This is a genomic window from Aestuariivirga sp. (genome assembly GCF_046093005.1).
Taxonomy (GTDB): domain Bacteria; phylum Pseudomonadota; class Alphaproteobacteria; order Rhizobiales; family Aestuariivirgaceae; genus Aestuariivirga.
Genome location: NZ_JBJTER010000081.1, coordinates 1 through 15,692 on the forward strand (window position 1 = coordinate 1; position 15,692 = coordinate 15,692).

The window sequence follows — 15,692 nt, forward strand, 5'->3', positions numbered from 1 at the left end:
GTTCACCTTGTGTAATTGAGTTTGTTGATACGAAAGCGCATTCGACTTTGTGCGTCTGCATGTAACGCGCTGCTAGCACATACCAAGCGCAAACAAAGTCAAGAAGACCAGCGTTTTTAATTCCCGCAAACACTGCTGCTACTTGTGCTCGTTGATCGTCATCCATGAACTTTGCGCCGACAAATGGCGGATTGCCTATGATATACGAGCATTGTTCAGGTGGTAATACGCTGGACCAGTCAACAGTAAGTGCGTTGGCGCACTTAATAGTGGCGGTTTTGTTGAGTGGAAGACGTGTAAAGCTTTTCCCAAAAATTGCAGCAAGCTCTACGTTGCATATGTGGTCCATGAGCCACATACCAACCTTCGCGATCTCTTCGGGAAATTCTTCAAGCTCAATGCCATACATCATGTCGACGTTGAGTTTTACGAAAAGGCTTATGTCGAGAACACCAACCTTGTTTTCTTTGTAGCGTTCCAGTAGTAGTGCCTTCTCAAGCCGTCGCAATTCGCGATATGCGATAATCAGAAAGTTGCCACAACCACATGCTGGATCGAGAAAGCGAAGCGATGCGAGCTTGTTGTGAAATTCATCTAGTCGTGCATTACGCTTAGAGCTCTTGTCAGCAATTATCCGCTCAAGCTCTGCTTCGAGATCGTCTAGGAATAGCGGCTTTATCAGTTTTAAAATATCATCTTCAGACGTGTAGTGTGCACCAAGTGCACGCCGCTCTGCGCTTTCCATAACAGATTGGAACAGCGAGCCAAATATTGCTGGTGAGATTTGCGTCCAGTCGAATTCAGTAGCTCTTACCAATGCTGCTCGTACATCTGGCGTCATTGCTGCGCTGTGAAGATGTGTCGAAAACAGCGCACCATTAATGTATGGCAGCGTAGCAAGCGGAGCAGGGAGTGTTTTTTGTCTGCTTGCTGGTGGCGTGTTGAGAATATCAAATATGTAATTTAAAAGTGGACCAAGATCTGTCGCATCTTCTTTCGTGTCGAGAATGAGATCGCGGAATTGGTCTGGTTCGAAGATCGCTGTATCTTCTGAAAAGAGAATGAACAGCAAGCGTACCATGAGCTGTGGAAGTTCATGTGTATTGTAGCCACCAGCTTTGAGACTGTCGTATATGTCCCCAAGTATCTCGACAGCTTCGATATTAACAGGAGTGGACTTAGATGGCTTCTTTGGAACAAAGCCACCTATGAAGCCTAGCGTATCAATGTGCTTTGGAAGGTCTGCGAGTTTAAAATAGTATTCGCTGCCATCTTTCTGGTTAACAACCTGAAAGTTCTCAAAATCACTCACAGCTAGCCATTCAGGACGATCTTGTGGCTTTAGGTTTAGTATATACTCCTGCGCTTGCTTCCTGGCATCTTCAAGCGACTTGCCGCGTGACTTGTGCTCAACGAGGAGTTTGCCTTTCCACAGCAAATCTATGTAGCCCGTCGTTCCGTCTGGCCGCTTTACTGGCGCCTCAAAACGAGCCACGTTCTTACGGGGAGTGCCAAAGACCTGAAACAGCTCATCCCAGAAGCTTTTCGCATCTGCGTCCTCGTCTATCGCGTCTTTCCAAGTATTTGAAAAGAGGGACGCATTCGCAATAATGTCGCTTCTAGTGAGCAATTTCCGCCATCCAAATCAGCTACGCTGATCTGTGCACTATAAGGCGAAAAGTTTTTATGGGAATAGAGATGTTTTAGGCCAGTTCTACTGCTTTCCGCATAATGTTGGGATTGGCAGTGAGGTATACGGCAGTGGTCGAAATGTGCTTGTGGCCTGCGAGAGCTGCGACGATGTGGATAGATGTACCAGCTTCACATAGCTTCGTGCAAAACGACCTGCGGCCGCTGTGGCTTGTTGCATTGCTCAAGCCAGCCTGCTTGTAAAACCTGCCGAACACCTGCACGAGGCTGTTGGCCGACATTTGTGTACCCCACTTGCTCACAAACAGTGGTTCATCACCTTTGCGTGTAAGCGTCCGTGCATACACACGCAGCTCTTCCTGTACCTGTGTATTCAGCAGCACAACGCGAGCTTCATTGCCTTTCGTTTGATGCTTTGTGAGGACGATTTGATCCTTTACGCGACCGTCATCCTCGTACACATCGCTTACTTTAAGTGCGGCGACTTCGCCGACACGCATACCAGCGAGTAGTGTGAGAAAGAACATTGCGCGGTCGCGTGTGCTGTAACTGCGCTTTGCGATTGCACCTAAAACCCGCTTAACGTCTTTTTCGCTTAAAACCTGTGCTTGCTTCATTGCTGCTGTCCTCAACATAATGTTTTACTAACAGCAGCATGTATTCTTATCCAACGCTGAACAACCGAAAAGATTGCAGTTTCGGTTCTATTGAAATCAAGCACTTAGCGATTGGGTAACTTTCTGCTTAGAATGTTATGTTGCAGAAATAGCGGGGTAGGTGATGTGTTGATCGCTTAACTGCTGTTTTGTGGCTGGTTAACGTGTTGGTGTAGTACTTAATTTGGGGTGTTTTTGCACATGTCATTGAGTGAAACGTCAAATTCGCCATTGATAGTTTTGTAGATGTAGTTCCGAGTGATCGTGACGTTTTTATCCAGCATTTTCTTAAGAGTTCCCTTGGAGCATTCAGACTTGTCAGGTGTTTCGAGAACGAAAGCTTTAAGGTCATCAATTGTAATTCCATCTTCAACATTCGTGAATTCATAATAGTATGTAAGAGAGTTTGGTCCGCTTTCGACACGGATTAAGTCCAGCCAATCCGTCAAATGCATTGGAGTTGATGCATTTGTTTCTTGTGCGATTTTATCAAGATAGGTTTGTGTTACGAAATGCGAGGTGTAGTATTTTTCGATTAATACGCCACCAACTGCGCACATACCTATAACAGTACCTGCAATTGTCGCTTTAGTGAAAGTGGGGGTGTATGATGGGGTGTTTTGTTGGGAGGATACCAATGACCAATGGTTTGCCATTGTTGTTTTGACTTCGGCGGATGTTAATAGCACAACTGAAATCCAGCCCCACACTAAGGCGCTTATTGCTGACATAGCCAAGACTGCAATGTTTTCGTCGGCCATGAAAAAGGACATGGCGGCAAAACTCAGAAAGGAGATGATGCTCCAGGCAATCGCAACATATCTTGAGATTGGTGAGCCACGCCAAACCCATCGACACAACCCTACTGTTGCAATTGCGGGAACGAAACTTGCGAAAACGATGGACATTCCCGTTAAGTGTGCGGAAATCACATAGATGACCATCATGGCGACGGTCCAAGTGGTTGCAACGATTAGAACTGATTTGAGGCTGTTAATCGACTGCATTAATCACAGACCTTCTGCGCGGTGATATTTACGGCGTTGGAAGTGTAACGTAATACGAATATAGAAAATAGATGAAGTCAACTGGCGTTTGGTGGACTGCTAAGAGTTGAACGTAGTAGCATTGTAACGGTGCGGTCTATTCATATGCCATTGTTTTCGCACAAGTATTGTGCTGTTGTGTTGCTATTGAATTCGCATAACAACGTGTAGGTTTGTAGGACAGGCTTTAGTTGAACTATTCTGCAAATTTGGTAGCTTGACAGAGGCGATGTTGTACGAAAGTTATACACGATATGCAAGTCATTGAAAAGACAGGTAAAAAACTGTGTCGTTTTATTGAGTGGGAGTAGCGGGCGTGACGGCGCCATCGCAACCGCCCGTCCTTCATACCGAAAGGCTGGTGCTTCGCCCGCCGCGGCTTGCCGATTTCGCGCATTTTGCGGCATTTTATGCTTCCGAGCGTTCGCGCTGGGAGGATGGGCCGCTCAGCCGCGAACAGGCCTGGCGCGTCTGGGCCTCCGACGTCGCCCTGTGGCCGCTTAAAGGTTTCGGTCCGTTCGGCGTGGATGACCGGGTGAGCGGCGCCTATCTGGGTGAAGTCGGCATCTATCAGCCGGAGGGCTACCCCGAACCCGAACTGGGCTGGTTCGTGGTGCCGGAGGCGGAAGGCCGGGGCATTGCCTTCGAGGCTGCGCAAGCGGTGATGCGCTGGGCGAAGGGCGAACGCGGCTGGCAGCGCCTCGCCAACTATATCGACCCGGGCAATGAGCGCTCGATCGCGCTCGCCCTGCGGCTTGGCGGCAGACGGATCGAGGCACGGGGTAGCACCGCCACCGATGTGGTGATCCTGCATGATTTGCGCGGCTGGTAGCGGACAGCGGGAGCTGGCCCCGGCGGCGGCCACGCTTCCTTGACGCCCGCCTCCCGCGCGGCGCAAGCTTCCGTTCATGTTTTCGCGCGACTCGGCGCCGTTCTGGCTTCTGCTGCCCGCCCTTGTGGTGATGGTCGTTTGCGGCGTCGTGCCCACCGCTTTCGTGGCGTTCTATTCGGTGCATGACACGTTTTCCGGCAATGACTTCGTCTGGGTGGGGGCGGACTGGTATGTCAGTGTGCTGTCCGCGCCCGAATTCTGGTGGGCCTTCGGGCGGAGCGTTGGCTTCGCAGCCCTGGCATTGCTGATCCAGATTCCACTCGGCATCTATGTTGCGCTGCGGCTGCCGCCAGCGGGCTGGCGTGCGTCTGTCTATATCGTGCTGCTGGCCATTCCATTGCTCGCGCCCGCCATCGTCGTCGGCTATTTGTGGAAGGTGCTGACGTTGCCAAATGTCGGCCTGCTATACGGGCTGTTTGGGGCGGCGGGCATCAATTACGACATGAACAACCCGGTCACCGTTTGGCTCACTCTGCTGCTGATGGATGCCTGGCACTGGACTGGTCTTGTCATCCTGCTCTGTTACGCCGGCTTGCGTGCCATTCCGCAGGCCTTCTACCAGGCAGCGCGCGTCGACGGCGCCAGCCGCTGGGCCATCTTCCGTTACATCGAATTGCCGAAGCTGCGGCTCGTGCTGCTGATCGCCGTGCTGCTCAGGCTGATGGACAGTTTCATGATCTATCCGGAAGCCTATGTCGTCACCCGCGGAGGACCCGGCGTTGCCACCACGTTCCTCTCGCATGAGTTGATCCAGACCGCCACCATCGAGTTCGATCTGGGCCAGGGCGGCGCCATGTCGATCATCTATCTGGCGATCGTGATGGCGGTGTCCGCGCTGTTCTTCAGCCTCATCGTGCCGCGCCGGAGACTTGCATGAAGCCACGCGCGTCGCTTGCCCCGCTGATCTATGTGGCCATCATCATGACGCCGGTCTACTGGCTCGTCGTGATGAGCTTCAAGACCAATGCCGAGATCGCCGGTCAGCTTACATTCTTTCCGCACAACCCCAGCTTGGCAAACTACGCGCTGATCTTCACCGATCCGGACTGGTACATGGGCTATGTCAATGCGGTGATTTACGTGTTGCTCAACGTGGCGATTTCTGTCGCCGTGGCGCTACCTGCCGCCTTTGCCTTCTCGCGCTACGATTTCTTCGGCCACCGCAGCCTGTTTTTTGGTCTCTTGATGTTCAGGATGATGGCGCCCGCCATTCTGCTCGCCCCCTTCGTGCAGATATTCTCGGACCTCGGGCTCATCGATACCCACATCGCGGTGGCACTCGCACATTGCTTCTTCAACGTGCCGCTGGCGATCTGGATACTCGAGGGTTTCATTTCCACCGTGCCGCGCGAGATGGACGAGAGCGCCGCTGTCGATGGCCATAGCCTCCCCGGCTACATTGCTCGTATCCTGGTGCCGCAGATCGCGCCCGGCATCGCGGTCGCGGCGTTCTTCTGCTTCATGTTCTCGTGGATCGAATACATGCTGGCCAATGCGCTGACCACCATCGACGCCAAGCCCATCGCCGGCATCATGACCCGTGCCGCGGGCGTGCTTTCGGGCGACATCGCCTTGCTCTCCGCTGCCAGCGTGCTAGGCCTCATTCCCGGCCTGCTGCTGATCATCTTCGTAAGGAAGTACCTGGCCACCGGCTTTTCCATGGGCCGGGTGATGTAGCCGTGCCGCAGGCCCAAAGGCCGGGATCAGGGCCGCTTGTTCCAGCTTGAGAAGATGTAGAGCCGCAAGGAGCCGCGCGATGAAATCTGCGCGCCGGCGATCTGCGAGGGATCGATGCGGTGTTTGGCAAGCGCCGCGCGGGTGGCGGGGTTAGCCATCAGCGCCTTGCGCAGCTTCGAAACGCCGGCGTAATTGCGCTGCACCATGATCTTGAATTCCTGCCAGCTCGGCACGTCTGACCCCATCAGTGGCACCACCGGCACGTCGAGTCTTACCACGCCGACGCTTGGCACCTTCGTGATGGACTTCACCCTATCGGCGCGCGTGCCGGCGTTCATGATGGCGGAGAAGGCCAGCTGCACGTCCATCTGACCGACCTGGGCGAGTGCTGCCGGAACCGCGGGTGGTGCCAGCAGGCTGCCGGCGCCGATGAACAGGGCAAAGGCCAAGGTCCTAACTCTCGTCATGCTAATCTCCGGCAGTGTTTCGCCAACTATGTAGGGCTTGTCGGCGCGCCAATCAAAGGTCTTTTGCGGGTGGCTGGCCGATAGCGCGCAGTTGCTGCAGGCTCAGCGCCGGGGCGAAATCGCGTATGCCGGTCCGCAGGGCCAGCAGGAAGTTCTTGAGGCTTGCCTGGTGGCGCGGCGGAATGCCGGCTTCTTCGCCCAGCATGACTGCGCGGAGCGAGAAGCGGCGGCTGGCGATGATCGCCGCCAGTTCGGGGTCGAGACGCTCCATCGCCAGCGCCGGGCCCGGAACGCCTTCAGGCAGCGCTGAACCGGCGAAGCGGTTGATTACTGGAACAAATAAGTCAGGTTCCAGGTCTTCCTCAAGCTCGATTGCCGCCTTGAGCGAGGTCTCGTCACGGTCGACGATGAACAGAATGCAAAGACGAAAGCCCCGTCCACGAGCGGCCGCCGCAAGACCATGGGACTTCGCGGCGGCGCGGAACGCCGCAAGCCGGCTGGCCCCGATATCGATCACCTGGTCGCGGCCGGCCGATGACAGTATTCTTTCGAAAAAGCTGGCCTCCGCTTGCGCGTCCTTGAGGCCGGCGAGCGCCGTGCGGCCGGGGAAGAAACCGCGCAAGGCCGGCTGCGGCGATCCGAGGTCGAAACAGAACGGGTCGCGGCCCTCGATCAGCAGGTGATCGGCCAGCACCCGCGCCAGCAGCGTCTTGCCGTTGCGGGTCATGTCCGAGCAAATGATGAATAGGGTCGCCGGCTGTGCCATGCTTGCTGGTCCTCGCCTTCAGAACGCAATCGCGGTGACGGCTGTGAAAGCATTCGTCTCTCTTGGGCCGCCGCCGTGGTACACACGCATCGCCCTATCCTGCTCTTGGATCAGCACGGGGAATCTGGCAAGAAAAAGACATGAGAGGTGAGACGTTATGACCATGCTCCTGCTGGGTTGCCTTTTGTTTGGCGGCAGCCATTTGTTCTCGATCTTTATGCCGGGCCCGCGCGACGCGCTGGAGGCGCGGCTGGGCGAGAAGCGGTGGAAGGGCCTTTACAGCATTGTGTCGCTGGCGGGTGTGGCGCTGATGGCCCTCGGCTATATCCAGACCAGGGCCGGCCCGGCCGCCGCCGATATCCTCTATGAGCCGTGGGGCGGCATGCGCCATCTTACCATGCTGTGCACGCTGCTCGCCTTCATTCTGATCGGCGCGTCGCATGGCAAGGGTTATCTCAGGAAGTGGCTGCACAACCCGATGTCGATCGGCATCCTGCTATGGTCTGGTTCGCATCTGCTGGTCAATGGCCAGCGTTCTGAGGTGTGGCTGTTTGGAACCTTCTTCGCCGTCAGCCTCGCTGACATCGTGATGTCGGAAATGCGCGGTAAGCGCCCACAATATCAGCCGCGTCTGCGCTCCGACATCATCGCGGTGGCGGTTGGCGTCCTGCTCTATCTTGTGTTCCTCTACGGCTTCCACCCCTATGTGCTGAACGTGCCGGTGACCGGATGATCCTGCTTGCTTTTGGCGTGGCACTGACCGCGGCGCTGCATCTTATTGCGGCGGTCCCGCCACTCAAGTCGAAGCTCAAGGAGGCCGTAGGCGCGCGCGCCTATGGCCCTGTCTACGGCCTCGCCACGCTCGCCGGTCTGGCGGTCGTGGTGCTGGGCTGGCGCATGGCGGATTTCGTGCCGCTCTATGGCCCGCCATCCTGGGGCCGTTATGCGAATTTCCTGCTCACCCTCATCGGGTTCATCTGTCTCGGCATTTTTCTGTTCCGCGGCAGCCTCAGGCAAAAGCTGCGCTTTCCGATGGCCTGGGCGGTGATTTTCTGGGCCGCCGGCCACCTGTTGGCGGCTGGCGATCTTGCCGGAACTATCCTGTTCGGCGGCTTCGCGGTCTATGCGCTGCTGCACATGATTATCGGAACGTATTACGGGGTCCGGCCATCGCCCGAACGGCGCGGCGGGCATGACCTTCTGGCGGTGATTGCCGGAGTTGCTCTCTATGCGCTGATGGCCCAGCTGCATGGCGTGTTGATCGGCATTCCGGTGGTGCAGCTCGGCTAGGGGCCTCTTGCCGCGTCCCGCCAAGGCGACTAGTTTCAGCTCATGTCGCAGCATGTTCAACTCCGCCGCCTGACCGCGCCTGAGATCACCGCCCGCAAGGGCAAGGACCCGATCGTCTCGCTTACCTCCTACCACGCCCACACGGCGGCGATCGCCGACAAGTATGTGGACTTTCTGCTGGTGGGGGATTCGCTCGGCATGGTCATGCACGGCTTCGAGTCGACGCTGCCGGTGCCGCTCGAGCTTATGATTCTGCATGGCCGCGCGGTGATGCGCGGGGCGAAGCGCGCGCTGGTGGTGGTCGACATGCCCTTCGGATCTTATGAGGAGGGGCCCGCCCAGGCCTTCCGCAACGCCGCCATGGTCATGAAGGAAACCCAGTGCGGCGCGATCAAGCTGGAAGGCGGCAAGCGCATGGCCGAAACCATCCGCTTTCTGAGCGAGCGCGGCATCCCGGTCATGGCGCACATTGGCCTGACGCCGCAGTCGATCAACATTCTGGGCGGCTTCAAGACGCAGGGCCGTACCCGCGAGCAGTGGGCCATCATCGAGGAGGACGCGCGGGCGGTGACCGATGCGGGGGCATTTGCGGTGGTGCTCGAGGCCATCGCCGAGCCGCTGGCCGCCAAGATCACCCATGAGATTCCGATCCCCACCATTGGCATCGGCGCCTCGCCCGCCTGCGATGGCCAGATCCTGGTGATGGAGGACATGCTGGGCCTGAGCCCCCGGGTTCCCAAATTCGTCAAGGAATTCGGCAAGGTGGGAGTGGCCATCGAGGGCGCCATCCGCGCCTATGCGGAGGAGGTTCGGGCCCGGAACTTTCCGGCGCTTGAGAATACTTATGAACTCAAGGAGTAGCCCTGCTTTAATTAGCTTACCTGGTTTAATGCTACTGAAATAATTGTGAAAATCCTGGTCCCGGGCAAAGTAATTTCCAAATCCTTAACCGGTTGAGGTCATGATGCCGACACTTCTGATTCTCCAGGAGAGGCGGCATGATGTTCGAAGTGGCTGGGTTCGTTTCGGGTTTGGCCGGCATCGGCCTTGCGCTGTGGCTGCTCTACCGGCGTGATCGCAGCCGGGTGGTGCGTGGCATTTACGGCCAGTCGGGCGGCAGGCAGGGCGCCTGAATTGCCTTGATTTGGCCTCTGCCCTGATCTACGCCCCGTCTTGCCGGGTGGGTGGACGTTAGGAGCAACAGGCGGTGAGTGACGAATCCCTGTTTCGCGAGGTGGACGAGGAAGTCCGCCAGGAACAGTATAAGAAGCTTTGGCGGCGATATGGTAACCTCCTGGTCGGTCTGGCCCTTTTGGTGATCGTGGGGGTGGCCGGTTACGAGGGCTGGCGCTACTGGCAGCAGAAGCAATCGGAAGCCGCTGGTGACAGTTTCTTCGCGGCGGCGGGCCTGGCGGCCAGCGGCGAGGCGGATGAAGCGCTCAAGGCTTTCGAGGCGATCGGAACCACCGGCTTTGTGGCACTCGCGCAGCTGGGCGAGGCGGCTGTGCTGGCCGGTGAAGGCAAGACGGATGAAGCGGTCAAGATTTACGATGCGATCGCCGCTGACGCCAAGCTGGGCAATTCCCTGCGCGACCTCTCCCGGATTCGCGCGGCGGCGGTGCTGGCTGACAAAGCCGCCTTTGCCGACATCGAAGCCCGGCTGAAAGATTTGAGCCAGGCCGGGAACCCCTGGCGGCATGTATCGCGGGAGATCATGGCGGCGGTCCAGTTCCGGCTCAAGGACTATGAGGGCGCGAACCTCCAGGTACAGGCCATTCTTGCCGATCCGGAAACGCCCGCCGCCTTGCGGCAGCGCGCCGGTGTCATGGCCCAGTTGCTGGCGCCGATGGTGGCCGCAAAATGAGAGCTGCAAGCCGGCTTCTGGTTGTTTTGCTGGCCGCGGGGCTCCTCGGGGGCTGTAGCACGATCAACAGCCTTACGGGCCAGACCGACAACACCGTGCTCCCCGGCACCCGCGAAGAGGCCATTCCAGGCCGTCCCACATTCCCCGAAAAGCAGGATGTGGCGGTCGCTCCGGCGCCTAAAGCGGGAACCGCGGGCAATACTGCGGCCGGTCCCGGGGAGACTGAGGTTTATTGCGGGCCTGACGATCCCAGTTGCAAACCACCTGCCACCACGGGCGATACCTTCAAAGATCCGCAATGACCGCGACCGTCGCCATTCTGGGGCGGCCCAATGTCGGGAAATCGACGCTGTTCAACCGCCTGGTCGGCCGCAAGCTGGCGCTGGTGGATAATCAGCCGGGCGTCACCCGCGACCGCCGGGAGGGGGAGGCCCAGCTCGGCGATCTGCGCTTCCGGGTGTTCGACACGGCGGGTCTCGACCATGCCAGGGGCGACAGCCTCGAGGCCCGCATGAGCGCCCAGGCTGAGGCCGCGGTGGATCTCGCCGACGTGGTGCTGTTCGTGATCGACGCGCGCGCCGGCGTGACACCCGCCGACCGTGAGCTGGCGGCGCGCATCCGCCGCCGCGGCAAGCCGGTGATCCTGCTCGCCAACAAGGCGGAGGGGCGCGGCCATGAGGCGGCCCTGCTTGATGCCTTCGCGCTTGGCTTTGGCGCGCCGCTGCCGGTGTCAGCCGAGCACGGCGAGGGCCTGGACCTCGTCTATGACGCGCTTCGTCCGTATGCGGAACAAGTGCCGGAGGCCGCGGAACCAGCCGAAAGCGAGGCGCCCACGGAAGGCCCGCTGCGGCTCGCCATCATCGGCCAGCCCAACGCCGGGAAATCGACCCTCGTCAACGCCATCCTCGGCGAGGAGCGCATGCTGACCGGACCCGAGGCCGGCATCACGCGCGATGCGATATCCTCCGATTTCGAGTGGCGGGGCAACAAGATCAGGCTGTGGGATACGGCGGGAATCCGCCGCAAGTCGCGGGTCACCGGCAAGGTCGAGAAGCTCGCGGTGTCCGACGCGTTGCGCGCCATTCGTTTCGCGGAATGCGTGGTGGTGCTGATTGACGCCTCGCTTCCCATCGAGCGGCAAGACCTGGCGCTCTGCGATCTCGCGGCCCGCGAAGGCCGCGCGGTGGTGCTGGCCCTTTCGAAGTGGGACCTCGTACCGAACAAGCAGAAAAAGCTCAAGGACGTGCAGAGCGACCTGGAGGATGTGCTGCCTGAAATCCGCGGCGTGCCGGTTGTCACCCTCTCGGCCAAACAGGAGCGTGGCATGGACAAGCTCCTCGCCGCCGTGTTCGCCGCGACCGAACGCTGGAACCGCCGCGTGCCGACCGCCCAGGTCAACCGCTGGCTGGAAGCCGCGATCGAGCGCAACCCGCCGCCAGCACCCTCCGGCCGCCGCATCAAGATCCGCTACGCGACCCAGGCGAGCGCCAGGCCGCCGACCTTCGCGCTGTTCGGCAATCAGCTTGCCAAGATGCCGGAGAGCTACCTGCGCTATCTGATGACGAGTCTGCGCGAGACCTTCGATCTGGGCGGCGTGCCGATTCGCTTCAGCCTGCGTGGCGGCAAGAACCCGTTTGACCGTGACAAGCGATAGTCAAAGAAAAAAGGCGAGACCAGCGTCCCGCCTTTTTCCAATTCGTTTCCCTTTCAGCCAGTGACCGGACCGGCTGGGCCGCCACAAAATCGGGCGCCTGGAAACCTACCTCCCCAGACCTGGGCCACGTTTGGGTGGACCGTGATCTTGTTCTTATAACTTGAAACGCTAGCACATGGTGCAGGCTTGTCGAGTTAAAAATGTCACAGCAAAGCCATAATCTGCGTTCGTCAATCCTCCCGCCGAGGTGGCGCCGCCAAAGGCTGCTGATATCAGCTCCGCGGCGAGGGGCGCTGGCTTGAGTTCCCGGGGGTTTCCCGTAAAACCGCCATAACCCGCCTAACAGACAGGATTCTCATGCGTCTTTCCCATTATTTCATGCCAATTCTGCGGGACGACCCAAAGGAAGCGGAGATCGTCTCCCACAAGCTTATGTTGCGCTGCGGCATGATCCGCCAGGAGGCGGCCGGAAGCTACTCATGGCTGCCGCTGGGCTACCGCGTCCTGCGCAAGATCGAGCAGATCGTCCGCGAGGAACAGAACCGGGCGGGCGCCATCGAGGTGCTGATGCCCACCATCCAGCCGGCCGACCTGTGGCGGAAGTCCGGCCGCTATGACGCCTATGGCAAGGAAATGCTGCGCATCAAGGACCGGCATGACCGCGACATGCTCTATGGCCCCACCAATGAGGAGATGATCACCGACATCTTCCGCCAGGGTGTGCAGAGCTACAAGGATCTGCCGCGCAACCTCTACCACATCCAATGGAAGTTCCGCGATGAGGTGCGCCCGCGCTTCGGCGTCATGCGCGGCCGCGAATTCCTGATGAAGGATGCCTATTCCTTCGACCTCACCCGCGAGGCCGGCCAGCATTCCTACAACAAGATGTTCGTCTCTTATCTCAAGACCTTCGCCCGCATGGGCTTGAAGGCGGTGCCGATGCGCGCTGAAACCGGTCCCATTGGCGGCAAGGACAGCCATGAATTCCTGATCCTCGCCGACACCGGCGAGTCAGAAGTCCATTTCGACCGCGCCTTCCACGACATGGACTGGCAGTCCTTCGAGATCGACTATGACGATGTTGGCGCGGTGGCGCGGGTGGTTGATGATTTCACCTCGAAATATGCCGCCACAGCCGAAATGCACGACCAGGCCGATTACGAGGCCCGTGTGCCGGCTGAACGCCGGGTCACTGGCCGCGGCATCGAAGTGGGCCATATTTTCTTCTTCGGCGCCAAATATTCGGAGCCGCTGGGCTGCGTGGTGCAGGGGCCGGACGGCAAGATGGTCACCGTGCAGTCCGGTTCCTATGGCATTGGCGTGTCGCGCCTCGTTGGTGGCATCATCGAGGCGAGTCACGACGAGGCGGGCATCATCTGGCCGGAGGCGGTAGCGCCGTTCCGTGTCGGCCTCATCAATCTCAAGGCGGGCGATGCTGAAACCGATGCCGTTTGCAACCGGCTTTATGCGGAGCTTGAGGCCAGGGGCGTCGATGTCCTCTATGACGACCGCGACGAGCGCGCTGGCGCCAAGTTCGGCACCATGGATCTGATCGGGCTTCCCTGGCAGGTGATCATCGGCCCGCGCGGCCTCAAGGGTGGCGTGGCCGAAGTCAAGAACCGCAAGACCGGCGCGCGCGAAAATGTGGCGCTGGACCAGATCGTGTCCCGCTTCGCGCGCTGATGGAAAAGAGCCTGCCCGATACCCGGCCCTTCGCAGCCTTCGAATGGATGCTGGCCGGCCGTTATCTGCGGGCGCGGCGGCGCGAGGGGTTCATTTCTGTCATCTCGCTGTTTTCCTTTCTCGGCATCCTGCTCGGTGTGGCTACGCTCATCGTGGTGATGGCGGTGCTGAATGGCTTCCGCGCCGAGCTTCTGGACAAGATCCTCGGTTTCCAGGGCCATGTCAGCATCTACCGCACCGATGCCGCGCCGCTGGCGGGCTATGGCGATCTTGCCGAACGCATCGCCAGTGTTCCGGGTGTGGTGAGGGCCGTGCCGCTGGTTGAGGGGCAAGCGATGGCGTCCAGCCTCCACAACAACACCGGCGCGCTGGTTCGCGGCATCGCCGAGGCCGATATCCAGAAGCTGCCGAGCCTCAACAACGACAGCCTTCGCACCGCCATGAACCCGGAATTCACGCCGGACAGCCCGCCGTCTTTCAAGGGCTTCGATACGGCGGGTGGCGTTGCCATCGGCGAGCGCATGGCCTGGCGGCACCAGCTGGGGCTCGGCTCGCGCATCACCATCATCTCGCCGGAGGGCCCGGATACCGTCGTCGGCACGGCGCCGCGGCTGCGCGATTATCCGGTCGTCGCCATCTTCAAAGTTGGCATGTCGGATTACGACGAAAACGTCATCTACATGCCACTCTCAGAGGCGCAGGACTATTTCGTCACCGACGACGGCGTCAACCAGATCGAGATCATGGTGGCGGACCCTGATAACGTCGAACAATATCTGCTGCCGGTTCTGGCGGAAGCGGGCACCGACATGGCGGTCTCTACCTGGAAGGACCGCAACTCGACTTTCTTCAATGCCCTCGCGGTTGAGCGCAACGTGATGTTCCTGGTGCTGACCATGATCATTCTGGTGGCGGCCCTCAACATCATCTCCGGCCTCATCATGCTGGTGAAGGACAAGAGCCACGACATCGCCATCCTGCGCACCATGGGCGCCACGCGCGGCGCCATCCAGCGGGTGTTCTTCCTCACCGGTGCGGCGATTGGCACGGCCGGAACCATTGCCGGCTTCATCACGGGGCTGCTGATCTGCCTCAACACCGAGCGCATCCGGCAATTCATCTCATGGGTGTCGGGTGTCGATCCCTTTAACCCGGAGCTCTATTACCTCGCCCAGTTGCCGGCCAAGATGGATTCCTGGGAAACGGTCATGATCGTGCTGATGGCGCTGGGGCTGTCCTTCGCCGCGACGCTTTATCCCGCGTGGCGGGCGGCCAGGCTCGATCCCGTCGAGGCGCTCCGTTACGAATGAGCGAGCTAACCCCAGCGCTTGAACTCCGCTCCGTTACCCGCTGCTACGCGGAGGGCAAGGGCCAGCTCGAAGTATTCCGCGATTTGAACCTCATCGTGCGGCCGGGCGAAATCGTGGCGCTGGTCGGCCAGTCGGGGTCCGGCAAGTCTTCGCTTCTGCACATCGCGGGGCTGCTCGAAGCCCCCACGGCGGGCGAAGTGCTGATCGCCGGGCGCAATTGCTCCGCGCTTGATGACCAGGCGCGTACCCGCATCCGCCGCATCGGCATCGGCTTCGTCTATCAGTTTCACCATCTCTTGCCGGAATTCTCGGCCCTCGAGAATGTGATGATGCCGCAGCTCATCGCCGGTCAGAACCGCGCCGCCGCGACCGACCGCGCGCGTGAACTCCTGACCCGCCTGGGGCTTGCCGGCAAGCAGCAGGAGCGGACGGTTAGCCAGCGCGCGGGCGATGGCCACGCGCTGCTGTTCACCGCCCGAAAGGTCCGCTGGCCGGTGTTCAAGCCGGGCGGCAAGCCCCAGGCGGGTCAGCAGTTCACGCGCGCGGTCGGCCGCGGCGGCGCGATTCTGACCGGCGATGAGCTGCGGCATCATCACATTCTCGAGGGCCGAGAACTCCGGCAAGAGATGGTGAAACTGATAGACGAAGCCGATGCCGATGCGGCGGATGCGGGTACGCGCCTGGTCATCAAGCGCGGAGCAATTGCGCCCGGCGATCAGCACTTCGCCCGCCGTGGG

Annotated in this window: 16 protein-coding genes and 2 pseudogenes; 12 read left to right on the top strand and 6 right to left on the bottom strand. The window is 59.4% G+C overall.

The window, feature by feature from the left end; genetic code table 11:
- The 3 genes from ACKOED_RS06585 to ACKOED_RS06595 all read right to left on the bottom strand — a co-directional run.
- On the bottom strand, positions 1 to 1,630 hold a 1,630-nt coding region (locus tag ACKOED_RS06585), incomplete at its 3' end, for a DNA methyltransferase (protein ID WP_408915786.1).
- 73 nt (positions 1,631 to 1,703) lie between these two features.
- Positions 1,704 to 2,267, bottom strand: coding sequence for a tyrosine-type recombinase/integrase (locus ACKOED_RS06590; protein WP_408915787.1), 564 nt, complete (start codon positions 2,265 to 2,267; stop codon positions 1,704 to 1,706).
- Between the two features lie 218 nt (positions 2,268 to 2,485).
- Complete coding sequence (locus tag ACKOED_RS06595; protein WP_408915788.1) at positions 2,486 to 3,253, bottom strand: hypothetical protein; 768 nt, start codon at positions 3,251 to 3,253, stop codon at positions 2,486 to 2,488.
- A gap of 415 nt (positions 3,254 to 3,668) precedes the next feature.
- Here ACKOED_RS06595 and ACKOED_RS06600 point away from each other — a divergent pair, with 415 nt between their 5' ends.
- The 3 genes from ACKOED_RS06600 (at position 3,669) to ACKOED_RS06610 (ending at position 5,921) form a co-directional block, all read left to right on the top strand.
- Complete coding sequence (locus tag ACKOED_RS06600) at positions 3,669 to 4,184, top strand: GNAT family N-acetyltransferase (RefSeq protein ID WP_408915789.1); 516 nt, start codon at positions 3,669 to 3,671, stop codon at positions 4,182 to 4,184.
- 76 nt (positions 4,185 to 4,260) lie between these two features.
- On the top strand, positions 4,261 to 5,121 hold the full coding sequence (locus tag ACKOED_RS06605) for a carbohydrate ABC transporter permease (RefSeq protein WP_408915790.1): 861 nt from the start codon (positions 4,261 to 4,263) through the stop codon (positions 5,119 to 5,121).
- Entirely contained in the window at positions 5,118 to 5,921 is an 804-nt protein-coding gene (locus ACKOED_RS06610; RefSeq protein ID WP_408915791.1) for a carbohydrate ABC transporter permease, read from the top strand. Before ACKOED_RS06605 ends, ACKOED_RS06610 begins: the two co-directional genes overlap by 4 nt.
- 26 nt (positions 5,922 to 5,947) lie before the next feature.
- Here ACKOED_RS06610 and ACKOED_RS06615 read toward each other — a convergent pair whose 3' ends face one another.
- Complete coding sequence (locus ACKOED_RS06615) at positions 5,948 to 6,388, bottom strand: hypothetical protein (protein ID WP_408915792.1); 441 nt, start codon at positions 6,386 to 6,388, stop codon at positions 5,948 to 5,950.
- A gap of 52 nt (positions 6,389 to 6,440) precedes the next feature.
- The gene (locus tag ACKOED_RS06620) at positions 6,441 to 7,154 is read right to left on the bottom strand and encodes a hypothetical protein (protein WP_408915793.1); all 714 of its coding nucleotides are present in this window, start codon (positions 7,152 to 7,154) and stop codon (positions 6,441 to 6,443) included.
- Positions 7,155 to 7,311: 157 nt separating this feature from the next.
- Here ACKOED_RS06620 and ACKOED_RS06625 point away from each other — a divergent pair, with 157 nt between their 5' ends.
- From ACKOED_RS06625 to ACKOED_RS06665, 9 genes and pseudogenes are all read left to right on the top strand, one after another.
- Positions 7,312 to 7,887 carry an NnrU family protein gene (locus tag ACKOED_RS06625; protein WP_408915794.1) on the top strand — a complete coding sequence of 192 codons (576 nt, stop codon included), beginning with the start codon at positions 7,312 to 7,314 and terminating at the stop codon, positions 7,885 to 7,887.
- Positions 7,884 to 8,444, top strand: a complete 561-nt coding sequence (locus tag ACKOED_RS06630) for an NnrU family protein (protein ID WP_408915795.1) — start codon at positions 7,884 to 7,886, stop codon at positions 8,442 to 8,444. The genes ACKOED_RS06625 and ACKOED_RS06630 overlap by 4 nt, the downstream gene beginning before the upstream one ends.
- Before the next feature lie 42 nt (positions 8,445 to 8,486).
- Entirely contained in the window at positions 8,487 to 9,305 is an 819-nt protein-coding gene (panB, locus tag ACKOED_RS06635) for a 3-methyl-2-oxobutanoate hydroxymethyltransferase (RefSeq protein WP_408915797.1), read from the top strand.
- Between the two features lie 137 nt (positions 9,306 to 9,442).
- Positions 9,443 to 9,577: a hypothetical protein gene (locus ACKOED_RS06640; protein ID WP_408915798.1), complete on the top strand. Its 135-nt coding sequence runs from the start codon at positions 9,443 to 9,445 to the stop codon at positions 9,575 to 9,577.
- A 74-nt stretch (positions 9,578 to 9,651) separates the two neighbouring features.
- Positions 9,652 to 10,308 (top strand): tetratricopeptide repeat protein, encoded by a 657-nt coding sequence (locus ACKOED_RS06645; RefSeq protein WP_408915799.1) that lies wholly within the window; start codon positions 9,652 to 9,654, stop codon positions 10,306 to 10,308.
- A gap of 298 nt (positions 10,309 to 10,606) precedes the next feature.
- On the top strand, positions 10,607 to 11,962 hold the full coding sequence (gene der / locus ACKOED_RS06650; RefSeq protein ID WP_408915800.1) for a ribosome biogenesis GTPase Der: 1,356 nt from the start codon (positions 10,607 to 10,609) through the stop codon (positions 11,960 to 11,962).
- A 357-nt stretch (positions 11,963 to 12,319) separates the two neighbouring features.
- Complete coding sequence (proS, locus tag ACKOED_RS06655) at positions 12,320 to 13,645, top strand: proline--tRNA ligase (protein ID WP_408915801.1); 1,326 nt, start codon at positions 12,320 to 12,322, stop codon at positions 13,643 to 13,645.
- Positions 13,645 to 14,955 (top strand): lipoprotein-releasing ABC transporter permease subunit, encoded by a 1,311-nt coding sequence (locus ACKOED_RS06660; protein WP_408915802.1) that lies wholly within the window; start codon positions 13,645 to 13,647, stop codon positions 14,953 to 14,955. The genes proS and ACKOED_RS06660 overlap by 1 nt, the downstream gene beginning before the upstream one ends.
- Positions 14,952 to 15,326: pseudogene (locus tag ACKOED_RS06665) on the top strand (ABC transporter ATP-binding protein); the annotation flags it as partial. The gene ACKOED_RS06660 and the pseudogene ACKOED_RS06665, both read left to right, overlap by 4 nt.
- Positions 15,327 to 15,356: 30 nt before the next feature.
- Here ACKOED_RS06665 and ACKOED_RS06670 read toward each other — a convergent pair.
- A pseudogene (locus ACKOED_RS06670) lies at positions 15,357 to 15,692 on the bottom strand (ABC transporter ATP-binding protein); the annotation flags it as partial.

Excerpts from the sequence above, each read along its gene's own strand:
- ACKOED_RS06590 (WP_408915787.1), bottom strand. The coding sequence starts at position 2,267 with ATGAAGCAAGCACAGGTTTTAAGCGAAAAAGACGTTAAGCGGGTTTTA.
- ACKOED_RS06595 (WP_408915788.1), bottom strand. The coding sequence starts at position 3,253 with ATGATGGTCATCTATGTGATTTCCGCACACTTAACGGGAATGTCCATC.
- ACKOED_RS06605 (WP_408915790.1), top strand. The coding sequence starts at position 4,261 with ATGTTTTCGCGCGACTCGGCGCCGTTCTGGCTTCTGCTGCCCGCCCTT.
- ACKOED_RS06610 (WP_408915791.1), top strand. The coding sequence starts at position 5,118 with ATGAAGCCACGCGCGTCGCTTGCCCCGCTGATCTATGTGGCCATCATC.
- ACKOED_RS06615 (WP_408915792.1), bottom strand. The coding sequence starts at position 6,388 with ATGACGAGAGTTAGGACCTTGGCCTTTGCCCTGTTCATCGGCGCCGGC.
- ACKOED_RS06620 (WP_408915793.1), bottom strand. The coding sequence starts at position 7,154 with ATGGCACAGCCGGCGACCCTATTCATCATTTGCTCGGACATGACCCGC.
- ACKOED_RS06625 (WP_408915794.1), top strand. The coding sequence starts at position 7,312 with ATGACCATGCTCCTGCTGGGTTGCCTTTTGTTTGGCGGCAGCCATTTG.
- ACKOED_RS06630 (WP_408915795.1), top strand. The coding sequence starts at position 7,884 with ATGATCCTGCTTGCTTTTGGCGTGGCACTGACCGCGGCGCTGCATCTT.
- panB (WP_408915797.1), top strand. The coding sequence starts at position 8,487 with ATGTCGCAGCATGTTCAACTCCGCCGCCTGACCGCGCCTGAGATCACC.
- ACKOED_RS06640 (WP_408915798.1), top strand. The coding sequence starts at position 9,443 with ATGATGTTCGAAGTGGCTGGGTTCGTTTCGGGTTTGGCCGGCATCGGC.
- der (WP_408915800.1), top strand. The coding sequence starts at position 10,607 with ATGACCGCGACCGTCGCCATTCTGGGGCGGCCCAATGTCGGGAAATCG.
- proS (WP_408915801.1), top strand. The coding sequence starts at position 12,320 with ATGCGTCTTTCCCATTATTTCATGCCAATTCTGCGGGACGACCCAAAG.
- ACKOED_RS06660 (WP_408915802.1), top strand. The coding sequence starts at position 13,645 with ATGGAAAAGAGCCTGCCCGATACCCGGCCCTTCGCAGCCTTCGAATGG.